At 69.3% G+C, this 14386-nt stretch carries 14 protein-coding genes and 1 tRNA gene; 7 read left to right on the top strand and 8 right to left on the bottom strand.

What is annotated here, in order from left to right:
• Window position 1: 1 nt before the first annotated feature.
• The 5 genes from ASD43_RS13175 to ASD43_RS13155 all read right to left on the bottom strand — a co-directional run bounded on the left by ASD43_RS13175 (window position 2) and on the right by ASD43_RS13155 (window position 3286).
• A complete protein-coding gene (locus ASD43_RS13175; RefSeq protein ID WP_056418331.1) occupies window positions 2-601 on the bottom strand; it encodes a copper resistance CopC family protein in 600 nt (199 codons plus the stop codon).
• 119 nt (window positions 602-720) lie between these two features.
• A complete protein-coding gene (locus tag ASD43_RS13170) occupies window positions 721-1326 on the bottom strand; it encodes a hypothetical protein (RefSeq protein ID WP_056418328.1) in 606 nt (201 codons plus the stop codon).
• 78 nt (window positions 1327-1404) lie between these two features.
• Window positions 1405-2508 carry an AI-2E family transporter gene (locus ASD43_RS13165; protein WP_056419664.1) on the bottom strand — a complete coding sequence of 368 codons (1104 nt, stop codon included), beginning with the start codon at window positions 2506-2508 and terminating at the stop codon, window positions 1405-1407.
• Window positions 2509-2669: 161 nt separating this feature from the next.
• The gene (locus ASD43_RS13160) at window positions 2670-3110 is read right to left on the bottom strand and encodes a DUF2809 domain-containing protein (protein WP_056418324.1); all 441 of its coding nucleotides are present in this window, start codon (window positions 3108-3110) and stop codon (window positions 2670-2672) included.
• A 103-nt stretch (window positions 3111-3213) separates the two neighbouring features.
• Window positions 3214-3286: transfer RNA gene (locus ASD43_RS13155), tRNA-Ala, on the bottom strand.
• Window positions 3287-3419: 133 nt separating this feature from the next.
• Here ASD43_RS13155 and ASD43_RS13150 point away from each other — a divergent pair.
• From ASD43_RS13150 to ASD43_RS13130, 5 genes are all read left to right on the top strand, one after another.
• Window positions 3420-4484 (top strand): NAD(P)-binding domain-containing protein, encoded by a 1065-nt coding sequence (locus ASD43_RS13150; protein WP_056419661.1) that lies wholly within the window; start codon window positions 3420-3422, stop codon window positions 4482-4484.
• 63 nt (window positions 4485-4547) lie between these two features.
• Window positions 4548-5339, top strand: coding sequence for a hypothetical protein (locus ASD43_RS13145; RefSeq protein WP_056418321.1), 792 nt, complete (start codon window positions 4548-4550; stop codon window positions 5337-5339).
• Window positions 5336-5863, top strand: a complete 528-nt coding sequence (locus ASD43_RS13140; RefSeq protein ID WP_056418319.1) for a hypothetical protein — start codon at window positions 5336-5338, stop codon at window positions 5861-5863. Before ASD43_RS13145 ends, ASD43_RS13140 begins: the two co-directional genes overlap by 4 nt.
• Window positions 5864-5908: 45 nt before the next feature.
• Window positions 5909-6565, top strand: a complete 657-nt coding sequence (locus ASD43_RS13135; RefSeq protein ID WP_056418315.1) for an SDR family oxidoreductase — start codon at window positions 5909-5911, stop codon at window positions 6563-6565.
• A gap of 5 nt (window positions 6566-6570) precedes the next feature.
• Window positions 6571-7788 carry a glycoside hydrolase family 3 N-terminal domain-containing protein gene (locus ASD43_RS13130; RefSeq protein WP_235564133.1) on the top strand — a complete coding sequence of 406 codons (1218 nt, stop codon included), beginning with the start codon at window positions 6571-6573 and terminating at the stop codon, window positions 7786-7788.
• A 6-nt stretch (window positions 7789-7794) separates the two neighbouring features.
• On the opposite strand, the gene ASD43_RS13125 is transcribed toward ASD43_RS13130, so the two are convergent.
• From ASD43_RS13125 to ASD43_RS13115, 3 genes are read right to left on the bottom strand one after another with little or no spacing between them, the layout of a single operon-like run.
• Window positions 7795-8664, bottom strand: a complete 870-nt coding sequence (locus tag ASD43_RS13125; protein ID WP_056419654.1) for a hypothetical protein — start codon at window positions 8662-8664, stop codon at window positions 7795-7797.
• A 1-nt stretch (window position 8665) separates the two neighbouring features.
• Entirely contained in the window at window positions 8666-9691 is a 1026-nt protein-coding gene (locus tag ASD43_RS13120; protein WP_056418312.1) for an App1 family protein, read from the bottom strand.
• A gap of 4 nt (window positions 9692-9695) precedes the next feature.
• A complete protein-coding gene (locus ASD43_RS13115) occupies window positions 9696-10376 on the bottom strand; it encodes a DedA family protein (RefSeq protein WP_056418310.1) in 681 nt (226 codons plus the stop codon).
• A 41-nt stretch (window positions 10377-10417) separates the two neighbouring features.
• On the opposite strand from ASD43_RS13115, the gene ASD43_RS13110 reads away from it, so the two are divergent.
• A complete protein-coding gene (locus ASD43_RS13110) occupies window positions 10418-11743 on the top strand; it encodes an anthranilate synthase component I family protein (protein WP_157550977.1) in 1326 nt (441 codons plus the stop codon).
• A 33-nt stretch (window positions 11744-11776) separates the two neighbouring features.
• Window positions 11777-14353: a leucine--tRNA ligase gene (leuS, locus tag ASD43_RS13105; protein WP_056419648.1), complete on the top strand. Its 2577-nt coding sequence runs from the start codon at window positions 11777-11779 to the stop codon at window positions 14351-14353.
• The last annotated feature ends 33 nt before the right edge of the window (window positions 14354-14386 follow it).

Below are 14386 nucleotides of genomic sequence, written 5' to 3'. Positions count from 1 at the left end.
TTCACAGCTCATCTGTCGTGCGAGGACGACGAAGGATTCGATACAGGACGAAGGCGAGCGCGGCCACGGCCGCCCCGCCTGCTCCGACGAGCAGCACCCTGGTGGCACCGCCCGTCTCGTCGGCGATCTGATCTGCGGCAGGGGTCGAGCCGGTCGTGGCTGCTCCGTCGGCCGGCTGGTCGCCGGCCGACGTCGCGCCGATCGGCATCGGCTCGGCGTCGCCGATCGTGAAGGGGATGACGCCCGAGATCGGGTGTCCGTCCTCCGATACGACCTGCCACCGCACCTGGTAGCCGGCCACCGGCATCTCAGGATCCACCGGCGCGGTCACCGTGTTCCCGGCGACCGTCACCGGGCCGGTCACCCAGTCCGTGCCGGACTCGTCGACGACGAGCACGACGGCACCGGTCAGCTCGGAATCCAGCACGAGCAGTTCGCCCGAGAACGTCATAGAGACGGTCGAGGGTGCGGACGCGAGCTGTTCCCCGTCGCCGGGGGTGCTCGAGACGAGTTGGTCGTGGGCGGACGCGGGGACGGCCGACGCGAACACCGCGACGGCGGCCAGCGCCAGCCCCACCGCAGATCTGCGGAGAGGGGACATGGGAGAGGGAGACCTTTCGACGGACGTCGATCATCGACGTCGTTCCTGCGTGCAGCGCCGTGAGCGCAGGGGCGCACGGCGAGGACGCGCGTCGGGGCCCTTGGGGCCGCGGGCGCGGATCAGATCGCAGGGATCGCCGGAGGGGCGCGGCCTCGAAGGGTCGTGAGGTGGACGGGGGCGGACGCGCGCTGGAGAAGGAACTCTCCGCGAGTCCGGACGAGAGCGGGAAGCGCGGGGCGGACGAGCGCGGCGTCGAGCCGACGCCGCATCCATCGCACGGCCTGCCCGGACAGCGTGTGCAGGGCGAGGATCAGGCGTTCGCCCCGGTGCAGGGCGAGAACGGTCACCAGGGCGGCGATGCCGTGGCCGATCCACATGCTGCCATCGGCGACGACGGCCTCAGAGATGCCGGGACCTGTGGGGATCACGATCGGCCCGCCGTGCACGTGGGGCGCTGAGACACCCGACGGCGCGACGGTGCCGAGCACGAACAGCACGTGGAAGAGGAACTGGCTCAGGGCGACCGACAGGCTCATGCGAGTCAGGGAGAGGCGGCGTCCCGCGAGCAGGACGCAGATCATCACGGAGAGCAGCCAGGGCACGACGATTCCCAGAGGTCCGGGCATCGCGCCGCCGCCGGTGAGGTGACCGGCGAGAGCGATGAAGATCGCCAGCGACGACGCAGCGAAGCCGCGGACGACGGCGGGCTTCCTGGACTCGGTCACCCGTCAAGTCTGGCACGAGTCAGAAGAGTCTCCGAGCAGTCCGCGTCACGGCCGGTGGTGGCCCGACGCGACGCAGGGTCAGACCTGTTCGGGCCGCTTCTTGCGGAACGGCTTGGCGGGCGTGTTCTCGCCGTCCCACACCGTGATGATGCCCCACGCGACCGCGGCGATCGGCACCGACAGGACGGCGCCGACGATCCCTCCGAGGATCGTGCCGGTGGTCAGGGCGAGCAGGATGACGAGGGCGTGCAGCTTGAGCGACCGCGCCATCACGACCGGCTGCAGGAAGTTGCCTTCGAGCTGGTTGACCAGCACCACGATGCCGATGACGATGAGCGCAGCCAGCGGACCGTGCGTGACGAGGGCGACCAGCGCCGCGAGGATGCCGGCGGCCGTCGCACCCACGAGCGGGATGAACGCCGTGAGGAACACGATCACGGCGAGCGGGAGCGCCAGCGGGATCTGCAGGATCGCGAGCCCGATTCCGATGCCGAGGGCGTCCGCCGCGGCGACGATCGAGGTCCCGCGGATGTAGCCGCCGAACACGTCGACGGTCTTGTCGCCGATGCGACGGGCGCGCTCGTAGCTGGCACCGGTGAACGGGCGCAGCAGGAACTCCCAGATGCGCGGGCCGTCTTTGAGGAAGAAGAACAGCACGACGATCATCAGGGCGAGCCCGGTGAAGAAGCTCGCGGTCGCGGAGACGCCGGCGAGCGCCCCGCGTCCGAACGAGGCACTGGTGAGGAAATCACCGGCACCGGCCCAGACATCGTCGAGGTCGATCGACGCGAAATCGAAGGGGAGGGTGTTCAGCCATGACGTCACCTGGGCGATGCCGTCGCTGGCGGAATCGACCAGGTCGTCCCACTGGGAGCGCACGGTGAGCACGATCACCCAGACGACGCCGCCCAGCACCACGATGATGCCGATCAGCGCGATCCAGGTCGCGAGGATCGAGGGGACGCCGCGCCGGCGCATGAAGGCGACGAGCGGATGGATCGCACACGCCAGGATCAGGGCGATGGTCACCGGGATGAAGACGAGGGACAGCTGCGTGATGACCAGCACACCCACCGCGACGAGCGCGAGCACCGCGAGCGTCTGCAGGCTCCTCGTCGCAGCGAGGCCGAGCCCGCGCGACCAGAGCCCGGGCTCGGTGCGGGGCACCGCGCTGTCGATCATCGTCTCAGCGCGTCGAAACAGTCCCAGCACCCGTAGCCTCCAGTGGTCGAAGAGCCGCCAAGGAGATCAAGGACGGCCTCGCCTTTCTATCCAGGACGACCGCAGATAGCAAGTCCCTGGCGCTGGGGATGGAGACGTGGTGACACGGAGCGCTGTCCACCTCAAGAGGGGTTCGCTGTGTGGCGGGCACGCGCTCGGTGTCCGTCGCGCCCGAGTACCGTGTCGTAGCCGGCCGCAGCGGCGGCGCCCACTGCGTACGCGACCAGGTCGAGCGGGTCGAACCCCACTCCGAGAACCAGCCGAACGGGCCAGAAGGTATCCGCCCAGGTCGTTGGCATTCCCGTCAGCTGGAACAGTTCGATGGCCGCGCAGATGGCGAACGCGACGGCGGCGATGGCCGTGACCTTCGTTCGCGGAAATGCGATGGCGACGATGAGGTAGATCAGCGCGGCGTACAGCGCGTCGCCAGCCAGACCGCCCCACCACGTCCCGCCGGCCTCCATAAACACGACGAGCCCCGCAACGACAACCAAGAGAACATCCACCAGAAGGCGCAGGCGACGGGAACGAGTGTCGATCGTCCGCGCCTCACCCGAGTTCATCTCCTCACCTTAGGTCAGTAGACGAGACGTGCCGGGAGCGGCGGCGCCGCTGCGAAACCGCCGAAGAACACAAAAAACCCGCGATTTCTCGCGGGTTTCGTTGTGGACCTGGGGGGACTCGAACCCCCGACCCCCTGCATGCCATGCAGGTGCGCTACCAGCTGCGCCACAGGCCCAGAACTGCTTCCTGACTGCTCGAAGCAACTTGAACAGAGTACTACACGGATCGCGCGCAGCACCAATCGGGTGGCGGCCCCCGGGCGCGTCGTCGCGCGGAACACTCCGGGTCCCGCGCGCGTTGTCATCGTCGTGAGCATCCTGGACAGTCTCGTGATCGGCGCAGGTCAAGCCGGTCTCTCGTCATCGTTCCATCTGACCCGTCTGGGGGTCTCGCATGTGGTTCTCGACTCCGACGATGAACCGGGGGGAGCCTGGCGGCACCGGTGGGATGCGCTGACGATGCGGGACGTGCACGGCGTGGCCGAGCTCCCGGGCGACACACCCCCTCCGCGTGACGGCCAGCGCGCGAACATGGCGGTTCCGGCATACTTCGCCGCGTACGAGCGCGCGCATCGACTTCCGGTCGTGCGCCCGGTGCGGGTGGATCGTGTCGAGGACGACGGCGGCATCCTCCTGGTGCGTGCGGAGGAGCGCGAGTGGCGCACACGCACCCTGGTGAACGCGACGGGCACCTGGACGCATCCGTTCATCCCGCACTATCCCGGCATGGAGACGTTCCTCGGGGAGCAGCTGCACACGGTCGACTATCCGGGCCCGCAGCACTTCATCGGCAAACGGGTGCTGGTGGTCGGTGGCGGCGCGTCCGCGGTGCAGTTCCTCGGAGCCCTCGCTCCGCTCACCGAGACGCTGTGGGCGACCCGTCGAGAGCCCGTGTGGCGCGATGACGACTTCACCCCTGAAGCCGGGGCGGCCGCGGTCTCACTCGTCGAGCAGCGGGTGGCGCAGGGCCTTCCGCCGCAGAGCGTGGTCAGCGTGACGGGTCTGATGCTGCGCCCGCAGGAGCGCGAGGCGGAGCGCCTCGGTGCCTACGCCGCGCGTCGGCCGATGTTCCAGAGCGTCGAGCCTGATGGAGTGCGGTGGGCGGACGGATCCTTCGAGCCGGTGGACGCGATCCTGTGGGCGACGGGGTTCCGACCGGCGATCTCTCATCTCGCGCCCCTGCATCTGCGCAGCGCCGCCGGCGGCATCCAGCTCGATCGACATGGCCGGGGCACCACCGCGGTGCGGGATCCTCGGATCCAGCTCGTCGGCTACGGCCCCTCGGCGAGCACCATCGGGGCGAATCGCGCGGGGCGCTCGGCGGCGACGGGCGTGCAGCGTGCGCTGGCTGCGGCGCCCGTCCGCACCGAGTGAGCCGGCGGGATCCCGCCCGCCACGCTCCGCACTGCGTCGACGCATGATCGCTACGCTGATGGCATGATCCGTATCGTCGTCCTGGTCATCTGGCTGCTGCTGTCGGCATGGCTCGTCATCTGGACCGGCGAAGGGCTCTTCGGCATAGACCAGCGGGACTCGATCCTGCCGTTCTCCGGAGAGGACACCCTGGGCGGGCCGATCATCATCGGGGTCGCCTGGGGACTGATCCTCACCTTCGGCGGGACGATGTCGGGTCTCGGTCGCCGCCGGAGGGTCCGAGGAGAGGCGCAGATCGGTGTGGGCCGCATCGTCGAGGTCACCCGAACCGGCCTGACCGTCAACGACCTCCCGCAGTACGACCTGTTCATCCGGGTCACCCCGACGGCGGGGGAGGAATTCGTCGGACAGCTGCGGATGCTGGTCGACACCACCGACCTCGCGTGGCTCCAGGTGGGTCAGCCGGTCCCGGTGAGGTTCAGCCCCACCGACCGCGACACGATCGAGCTCGCCGACGTCACGGATCAGGCGGTCCACGACGCACTGCTGCAGTGGCGGATCGATCGCGGTCTCATCGACCCTCGCCTGGTGAGAGCGCGGACGACGGGAACGCAGGTGCCTGCGTCCGTGCTGGCGGTGCGCCCGACCGGACGCCGCCTCGAGGGACAGAGCGAACTCGAGCTCACGGTCCTCATGGCACCGGAGGGCGCCTCGACGTGGGAGGCCGACACGACGGTGTTCGCGTACCCCGAGGCGATCTCGCGGTTCCAGGTCGGCTCGCCGATCTGGGCCTTCTACCGCCGCGAGGATCCGAAGACCGTGGCCGTGACGATCGAGAAGGAGGCCGGACGATGAACATCCTCGACACCCTCATCTGGCTGATCAACTTCCCCGCGTCGCACGGGTACGCGATGGTGTTCATCGCAGGCTTCTCGATCCTCGGACTCTTCGCCATGTCCGCGGGCGGTGCGGCTCCCGGCGCGTCGCTGCGGCGGGTCCGCGAGCGCGAAGGGCTGCTCCACGGCGACGTCGCCACGCGCGGGAAGGCGGTGGGCGCTGTGCGGCGCCTCGTGTTCCGGGTGCTCGCCGTCGTCATGCTGGCGAACCTCGTGATCGGCATCCTCAGCCTCACGGGGGTGCCGATCACGCGCGCCTACATCCACGAGCACGGTCAGCCGACGACCGGCACCGTCGACGGCGACTGGGTGACGTTCACGACCCCGAGCGGCGTGGAGTACACGATCGAGAGCAACTTCTTCACGCCGGCCGTGTACCCGGATCGCGATGCCTACCTGCCCTCTGGCGAGCCGGTCGTGGTCCGCTACCTCCCGGGGCACCCGCAGGCCTTCGTCATCGACAGTTCGCAGGGTCCTCGCTGAGCGCACCCCCGAGCCGGTGTCGGCAGAGGCGCGTAGGGTGAAAGCATGTCGCGAATCATCGTTTTCGGCGGCCACGGCCGCATCGCACTCCTGCTCGCCCCTCTTCTCGTCGCCCGCGGCGATGAGGTCACATCCGTGATCCGCAACCCCGATCACGTCGAGGAGGTCGAGCAGACCGGCGCTCGCGCGCTCGTCGCCGATGTCGAGACCCTCGACACCACGGCGCTCTCCGACATCATCCGCGGGCACGACGCCGTCGTCTGGTCAGCGGGCGCCGGCGGAGGATCCGCAGAGCGCACGTACGCCGTCGACCGCGATGCGGCGATCCGCACCATGGACGCCGCAGGCGAGGCCGATGTCGCGCGCTACGTCATGGTGTCGTGGATCGGCTCGAAGGCCGACCACGGAGTGCCGGAGGACGACGGGTTCTTCGCCTACGCCGACGCGAAGTGGGCGGCGGACGAGCATCTGCGCGGCACCGCCCTCGAGGGCACGATCCTCGGACCGGGCACGCTCACCTTCGATGCGCCGACCGGTCGTATCGTTCTCGATCCCGAGGGGCACGGCGAGGTGTCCCGGGCAGACGTCGCGGCGGTGATCGCCGAGGTCGTCGGCAACCCGTCTACCATCGGCCGCACGATCCGCTTCGGCAACGGCCAGGCCGACGCGGCCCTGCCGATCGCCGACGCGCTCCACGCCTGAGCACGGTGCCGCGACGGCGGGCCGTGGCCGTCGCCACGGCCGTGATCATGGGACTGTGCCTGTCGGCGTCGGCCCACGGGGCTGTCGTCGGCGAGGGCGTCTCGACGCGCACTCCTCCGAACAACGAGGGGTCGACGGCCGAAGGGCTGACGGCCGGGGTGTCCGACGGGCCGCAGCACCGAGCCGCCGCTCTCGTAGAGCAGATGTCGACCGACGAGCAGGCGGCGAGCATCGTGATGGGACACATCCCGACGACGGACACGGCCGCTCTGCGGCAGTACATGTCGCAGGGGCTCGGCGGTTTCATCCTGATGGGTGCGAACATCCCCGACGACGGCACAGCGCTCACGACCATCACGGATGCGCTCACCGTCGACCCCGAGCTGCCGCCTCTCGTCGCCGTCGACCAGGAGGGCGGGATCGTCTCCCGTCTGCCCGGTGACACCTACCCGGCCTCGACGACGCTCAAGACGTCTCCCGTCGCCGAGACGTCGGCGGCATTCTCCGCGCGCGCCGCACTCGTCGCCGACGCCGGGATCTCGGTCGACTTCGGCACGGTCGCCGATGTCACCGCCGACCCCGGGTCGTTCATCTTCGGACGCGCGCTGGGCACGGACCCGCAGTCAGCGGCTGATCGTGTCGCGGCAGCGACCACGGCGCAGGAGTCGCTCATCGCCTCGACGCTGAAGCACTTCCCCGGACACGGTGCCGCGCCGGGCGACTCACACCATGCCATCCCCGAGACGGCGAAGACTCTCGAGGAGTGGCGGGCGAGCGACGCGGTCCCCTTCGTCGCGGGGGTGGATGCCGGCGCATCCGTGCTGATGTTCGGGCACCTCGCGTACACGGCCGTCGATCCGGCCCCCGCCTCGCTGTCGGCGCGGTGGCACGAGATCGCACGCGAGGAGCTCGGCTTCGAGGGCGTCATCGTCACCGATGATCTGGGCATGCTGCAATCGTCGGGGATCGCCGAGTACGCCGATCCGGTGGCGAACGCCGTCACCGCGGTGTCCGCCGGGACGGACCTGGTCTTGATGATCGCCGGATCCACCGCCGACACCGCGGGGCAGATCGCCGCAGGGCTCAGCGCGGCCGTCGACGCGGGAACGCTGCCGGAAGCGCGCCTGGCGGAGGCGGCCACGAGGGTCATGACCCTGCGGTTGCAGTCGACCGCGGCGAGCGCCGAGTGGGCGCTGTGTCCTGACTGCGAGCCCGCGGGCTGAGACCGCTCAGACGTGCGCGGCGACGGGCGTGCCGAGCCAGGCGTCGAGAAGGTCGACACGCAACCGCGTTCCCCGCTCGGCGAAGCCGCGCTGCTGGCGGACGTACTCGGCCTTGCCCTCGGCGGTCTCGATCGGCACCGGGACGACGTCCCATGCCGACAGGTCGTAGGGTGCGGCCTGCATGTCGAGGAGCCTGATGTCCCTCGCCAGCTCGAAGGCGTCGAGCAGGAGCTCACCCGGCACGAGGGGGCCCAGCTTCAGCGCCCACTTGTACAGATCCATGCCGGCGTGCAGGCATCCGGGCTGCTCGAACAGCGACTGGTCGTCACGCGTCAGAGGCGAGCGATTGCGGGGCACCGCATCGGGGGTGAAGAACCGGAAGGCGTCGAAGTGCGTGCAGCGGAGGTCGTGCGCCTCGACGACACGATCGGTTCCGGCCTGGCCGAGACGCAGAGCGACGGCGTGCCGGTGCTCGTCTGCGCGGTACACCATCGCCCACTCGTGCAGTCCGAAGCAGCCGAACTGCCCGGGGCGTGAGGCGGTGCGGCGCAGCATCCGCTCGATGAGGCCCGCCAGGTCTGACTTCTCGTGGGCGAAGAGCGCCGCGTCGGGCGTCACACCCTCGGGAGTGGATCCTTCGGTGTACCAGCGCCAGGACCGGCGTTCGGGAGCGTCCTCGAGCTCGACGCCGGCGCCCGGATGCCAGCGGCGCAGCTGTGCCGGCTTGTAGCTGTAGTAGGTGAAGAGGAAGTCCCAGACCGGATGCTTCTCCCGCCGGGACGCGCGCTCGCGGTGTGCTGCGGTCAGTGCGTCCGCCCGGGCCTGATGCTCGTGCTCGCGCTCCAGCCAGACGTGGCGGGGGAGGGAGGCGCTCATGTCAGCGGAGGATGCCGGCTTCGCCGAGCAGGTCGCGGAGTCCTGCACCGTCTTCGGCGCTGACCCAGGGAGCGACGTCCTCGGAGTGCGGCTCTCGACCTGCTCGACCACCGGCGAGCACGGCCTCGGCCGGCAGCAGTCGACGGATCGCGACGCCGGCGACGGAGGTGGGGTGCTCCTCCATGAACTCGGAGTAGATCGCCTCGTCGTGCTGACCGTCGTCTCCGATGAGCAGCCACTTCACATGGGGGAACTCCGTGGCGAGTCGACGGAGGTTGGTGAGCTTGTGCTCGCGACCGCTGCGGAACCACCGGTCGTGCGTGGGCCCCCAGTCGGTGAGGAGCATGGACCCGGCGGGGAACAGGTGGCGACCGAGGAAGCGCCGCAACGTCGGAGCCACGTTCCAGGCGCCCGTGGAGAGGTAGACCATCGGAGCGCCGGGGTGCTCGCGCAGCACCTGGTCGAGGAGCACGGCCATACCGGGGACCGGGAGACGTGCGTGTTCGTCGACGACGAAGGAGTTCCAGGCGGCGATGAAGGGGCGGGGGAGGGCCGTCACCATGACCGTGTCATCGACGTCCGACACGACACCGAAGTGCGTGGAGGCCGAGACGATGAACGCGGTCGCCTCGACCGCATCCCCGCCCTCCACCGAGAAGGTGAAGTTCTGCCATCCCGGTTCGAGATCCGCGTGCACGACCGAGTCGATCACACCACCCCGATCCGCGACGACGTCGTGATCGGAATCCCCGATCCGCACGGTGACCTTCGCGAAGCTCACCGGGATGCCGACGAAGCTGCGCCACCCGCGCACACTCGCCAGCTCGCCGTCCTTGGTGCTGCGTGCGGGCGGAACGATGAGAACCCGACCGACGACACGCACCCAACCGGGTCCGCCGTAGCCGGGGAACGGGAGGATGGTCGCCGTGCGACCGCGGCGGCGCGCTCGTCCTTCCCGCCATACGTGGAGGCGGTGTTCGAGACGCGCGAACCAGTGGATCCGGGGCGTCTGGGGTGACGAAGCCATTGCTTCAGTCTTTCACGTCGGTCGCCTCGTCCGCGCCCTCCGCATCGGAGATGTCGAGGTGACGGGCCTCGAGACGGGAGAGCACCTTCTTGCCGATGAACACCGCGAGGAGGAACAGAGCGATGATCCCCACGAAGATGTACCCCGCGTAGTGCACACGGTCCGCGAGTTCATCGAAGCTCCCCGCCGCGAGAGAGGTGATGCTGACGTAGGCGGTCGCCCACAGCAGACAGGCGGGGGCCGTCCATGCGAGGAAGCGGCGGTAGGAGTAGTGGCTCATCCCGACGGTGAGGGGGACCAGCGAATGCAGCACGGGGAGGAACCGCGACAGGAAGATCGCGATGCCGCCCCGTCGTGCCAGATACCGCTCGGCGCGTACCCAGTTCTCCTCGCCGACCCGTCGCCCCACCCAGGAGGCGCGGATGTGCGGACCGATCCATCGACCGAGCCAGAAGCCGATGCTCTCGCCGATCAGCGCGCCGACCACGACCGCAAGGACCATGGCGATGCCCTGGGGGACGGTGGTGATGCCGATGGAGGCGACGAGGACCACCGTGTCGCCGGGGAAGATCAGACCGATCAGCACGCTCGTCTCGAGGAGCACGGCGACACCGGCGATCAGTGTGCGGGCGATCGGATCGATCGACCTCATGAAGTCGATCAACCACGGTACGAGCTCGTCCACTCCTCGAGAGTACGGGAGTCGCCGCGGCCTAGGCTGAGAACGTGCCCGAACGTCTGAGTGCCCGCATCCTCTCCGCCGAAGTCGAGCCCCTCGCGCTCTTCCTCGCGCTCGAGGCGCGATGGGCGGACCTGTTCTGGCTCGACGCGGGCGCCGACGCCGTCGAGGGATGGAGCTTCATCGGAACGGGTGAGCGCTGTGGGTTCCCCGCCGGTGTTCCCCTCACCGGCGCACCCGTCGCCGAGCCCGATCACCCGCCGCTGCGCGGAGGCTGGGTCGGCTGGCAGGACTACGAGACCGGCGCGAGCGCCGCCGGTGCGCCGGTGTCCGGTGAGGTCGGCCGTGCCGACGGGGCGTGGCTGCAGGTGACTCGTCTCGTCGCCCTCGACCACAGGACCGGTCGCACCTGGGTCTCCGCGCCTCGGAACGATCTCGCCGAGTGGGCGGACGAGGTCGCCCGGATGGCGGACAGCAGGTCGCCCGTCACGGAGGTCGCACCGCCCTCGGATGCCCCGAGGATCGCCGACGCGCGGAACACGCCCGAAGAGTACGCGGTGCTGATCGGACGCTGCCGCGATCTCATCCGACAGGGCATCGCCTACCAGCTCTGCCTCACGACGCGCTTCACCGTCGAGGGCGCACACGACGCGGCATCCGCGTACCGTCGACTCCGCTCGGCGACCCCCGCGCACCACGGCGGTTTCGTGCGGATCGGGGGGCGGGCGCTCCTCAGCGCGAGCCCGGAGCAGTTCCTGCACGCCGAGGGCGGGGTGATCCGCACCCGGCCGATCAAAGGCACCAGGCCGCGTGGCCAGGATGCGGAGTCCGATGCCGCGCTCGCCGCAGAACTCGCCGTCGACGCGAAGGAGCGCGCGGAGAACGTGATGATCGTCGACCTGATGCGCAACGACCTCTCGCGAGTGTGCGTTCCCGGGTCGATCCGTGTCGATGCGCTGTGGGAGGTCGAGACCTACCCGGCCGTGCACCAGCTGGTCAGCACGGTCAGCGGCACGGCTGCCGAGGGGGTGACTGTCGGCGACCTCTTCGCGGCGGCCTTCCCCGCCGGCAGCATGACGGGGGCGCCGAAACTGTCGGCGATGACGCGTCTGCACGACCTCGAGGCCGGCCCGCGCGGTGTCTATGCGGGATGCTTCGGATACATCGGCGACGACGGCGGGCTCGACCTGGCGATGGTCATCCGCAGCATCGTCGTCGACGGCGATCGCGCCGTGGTCGGAGCCGGCGGCGGGATCACCTGGGGATCCGTCGCCGCCCGGGAGGTCGGGGAGGTGGCGACCAAAGCCCGCGCACCCCTTGCTGCTCTCGGTGCGGAAACGCCCGCGGCCTGGGCTTCCGATATCCTGAGCTGATCCCCTTTTCCCATCAGATTGGTCGTGCGTTCGTTGTCTGAGAACCTGTCCACCTCTCCCGTCGACGAGGAGACCTCCTCGGCGCACGCTATCCAGGCCAAGTGGCAGAAGTACTGGGCGGAGAACGAGACGTTCCTCACCGGCGGCGACGACGACACGCGGCCACGCCGCTACGTGCTGGCGATGTTCCCGTACCCGTCCGGCGACCTGCACATGGGGCACGCGGAGAACTACCTGTACTCCGACATCGTGGCCCGGTTCTGGCGTCACCGCGGGCACAACGTCCTCAACCCCATCGGGTGGGACTCCTTCGGTCTGCCTGCCGAGAACGCGGCGATCCGCCAGGGGGCGGACCCGCGCGAGTGGACGTACCAGAACATCGCCCAGCAGAAGCAGGCGTTCCGGAACTACGGTGTCTCGTTCGACTGGTCCCGCGTGCTGCACACCTCGGATCCCGAGTACTACCGCTGGAACCAGTGGCTGTTCCTGAAGCTGCACGAGCGCGGCCTCGCCTACCGCAAGAAGAGCGCCGTGAACTGGTGCCCGAACGACCAGACCGTGCTGGCGAACGAGCAGGTCGTCGACGGGCGCTGCGATCGCTGCGGTGCGGAGGTCGTGAAGAAGAAGCTGACGCAGTGGTACTTCAAGATCACCGATTACGCCGACCGACTGCTCGACGACCTGAACCAGCTCGAGGGGTTCTGGCCGCACAAGGTGCTGCAGATGCAGCGCAACTGGATCGGGCGCTCCATCGGCGCTGACGTCGACTTCCGCATCGAGGGACGCGACGAGCCCGTCACCGTGTTCTCCACGCGCCCCGACACGCTGCACGGAGCGACGTTCTTCGTGGTCGCCCCCGACTCCGATCTGGCGAGCGAGATCGCGGCCGATGCGCCCGACGAGGTGCGCGCCCGCTTCCAGAAGTACCTCGCCGACGTGCAGAAGACCACCGACGTCGACCGGCAGGCGACCGATCGCCCCAAGACCGGCGTGTTCCTGGAGCGCTACGCCATCAACCCGGTCAACGGCGAGAAGCTGCCGGTCTGGGCGGCCGACTACGTGCTGGCCGACTACGGCCACGGCGCGGTGATGGCCGTGCCTGCTCACGATCAGCGCGACCTCGACTTCGCCCGCGCCTTCGATCTGCCCGTCAAGGTCGTCGTGGACACCACGGCCCCCATCACCGGTGCGATGCCGGTCATCGAGGTCGACGACGAGGGCGTGCCGATCGACACCGGCGCGGCGCTCGACGAGCAGAACCCGGCATCCACCGGCATCGCCCTCACGGGCGAGGGTCGGATGATCAACTCCGGCGCGCTCAACGGCCTCTCGAAGCGCAACGCGATCGCCCGCGCGATCGAGCAGCTCGAGTCCACCGGCACGGGTCGTGCAGCGAAGAACTACCGTCTGCGCGACTGGCTGATCTCGCGTCAGCGTTTCTGGGGCACGCCCATCCCGATGCTGCACGCCGAGGACGGCCGGATCATCCCGGTCCCCGAGGACCAGCTCCCGGTGAAGCTGCCCAGCGTGGAGGGTCTCGACCTGAAGCCGAAGGGATCGTCGCCGCTGGGTGCGGCGGAGAGCTGGGTGCGCACGGTCGACGCCGAGAGCGGAGATCCCGTGCTGCGCGATCCCGACACCATGGACACGTTCGTGGACAGCTCGTGGTACTTCCTGCGCTTCCTCTCGCCCCACAGCGAGACCGTCGCGTTCGACCCGAAGCAGGCGGCACGCTGGTCGCCGGTCGACTCCTACATCGGCGGTGTCGAGCACGCCATCCTGCACCTGCTCTACGCGCGCTTCATCACCAAGGTGCTGTTCGACATGGGCCTGATCGACTTCACGGAGCCGTTCTCGAACCTCATCAACCAGGGCATGGTCCTGCTCGACGGCGCGAAGATGTCGAAGAGCAAGGGCAACCTGGTGCTGTTCGAGGAGGAGCTCGACGCGTACGGCGCCGATGCGCTGCGTGTGGGTCTCGCGTTCGCAGGCCCCGTGGAGGACGATAAGGACTGGGCCGACGTCTCGACCACGGGTGCACAGAAGTTCCTGGCACGCGCGCTGCGCATCGCCAACGAGGTCTCGAGCCCGGTCGACGTGGTCTTCGCCGGCGGCGACGCCGCCCTGCGACGCGCCACGCACAAGCTGCTCTCCGAAGCTCCGTCGCTGGTCGAGCAGACCAAGTTCAACGTGCTCGTCGCGCGTCTGATGGAGCTCGCGAACATCACCCGCAAGACCATCGACGGTGCGGCAGGCGCGGACGATCCGGCGGTCCGCGAAGCGGCAGAGACCCTCGCCGTGATGCTCGACCTCATCGCCCCGCACACGGCGGAGGAGATGTGGGAGATCCTCGGACATGAGCCCTCGGTCGGTCTCGTCACCTGGCGCTCCGCCGACCCCGCGCTTCTCGTCGAGGACACGGTGACGGCGGTCGTGCAGGTGGGTGGCAAGGTGCGTGCCCAGCTCGAGGTGCCGGCCCGCATCGGAGAGGCGGACCTCGAAGCGCTCGCCCGTGCGGACGAGCGCGTCATCCGCTCGATCGGCGATCGCGAGATCGTCAAGGTCGTCGTCCGTGCGCCGAAGATCGTCAGCATCGTCGTCAAGGGCTGACCCGCCGGGGGACATCCTCTTTCGGACTCTCGT

Origin of the sequence: Microbacterium sp. Root553 (assembly GCF_001426995.1) — a bacterium.
GTDB lineage: Bacteria > Actinomycetota > Actinomycetes > Actinomycetales > Microbacteriaceae > Microbacterium.
This window is presented reverse-complemented; position numbering and strand designations above follow the sequence as displayed.

Excerpts from the sequence above, each read along its gene's own strand:
- ASD43_RS13175 (WP_056418331.1), bottom strand. The coding sequence starts at position 601 with ATGTCCCCTCTCCGCAGATCTGCGGTGGGGCTGGCGCTGGCCGCCGTC.
- ASD43_RS13165 (WP_056419664.1), bottom strand. The coding sequence starts at position 2,508 with ATGATCGACAGCGCGGTGCCCCGCACCGAGCCCGGGCTCTGGTCGCGC.
- ASD43_RS13160 (WP_056418324.1), bottom strand. The coding sequence starts at position 3,110 with ATGAACTCGGGTGAGGCGCGGACGATCGACACTCGTTCCCGTCGCCTG.
- ASD43_RS13145 (WP_056418321.1), top strand. The coding sequence starts at position 4,548 with ATGATCCGTATCGTCGTCCTGGTCATCTGGCTGCTGCTGTCGGCATGG.
- ASD43_RS13140 (WP_056418319.1), top strand. The coding sequence starts at position 5,336 with ATGAACATCCTCGACACCCTCATCTGGCTGATCAACTTCCCCGCGTCG.
- ASD43_RS13135 (WP_056418315.1), top strand. The coding sequence starts at position 5,909 with ATGTCGCGAATCATCGTTTTCGGCGGCCACGGCCGCATCGCACTCCTG.
- ASD43_RS13125 (WP_056419654.1), bottom strand. The coding sequence starts at position 8,664 with ATGAGCGCCTCCCTCCCCCGCCACGTCTGGCTGGAGCGCGAGCACGAG.
- ASD43_RS13120 (WP_056418312.1), bottom strand. The coding sequence starts at position 9,691 with ATGGCTTCGTCACCCCAGACGCCCCGGATCCACTGGTTCGCGCGTCTC.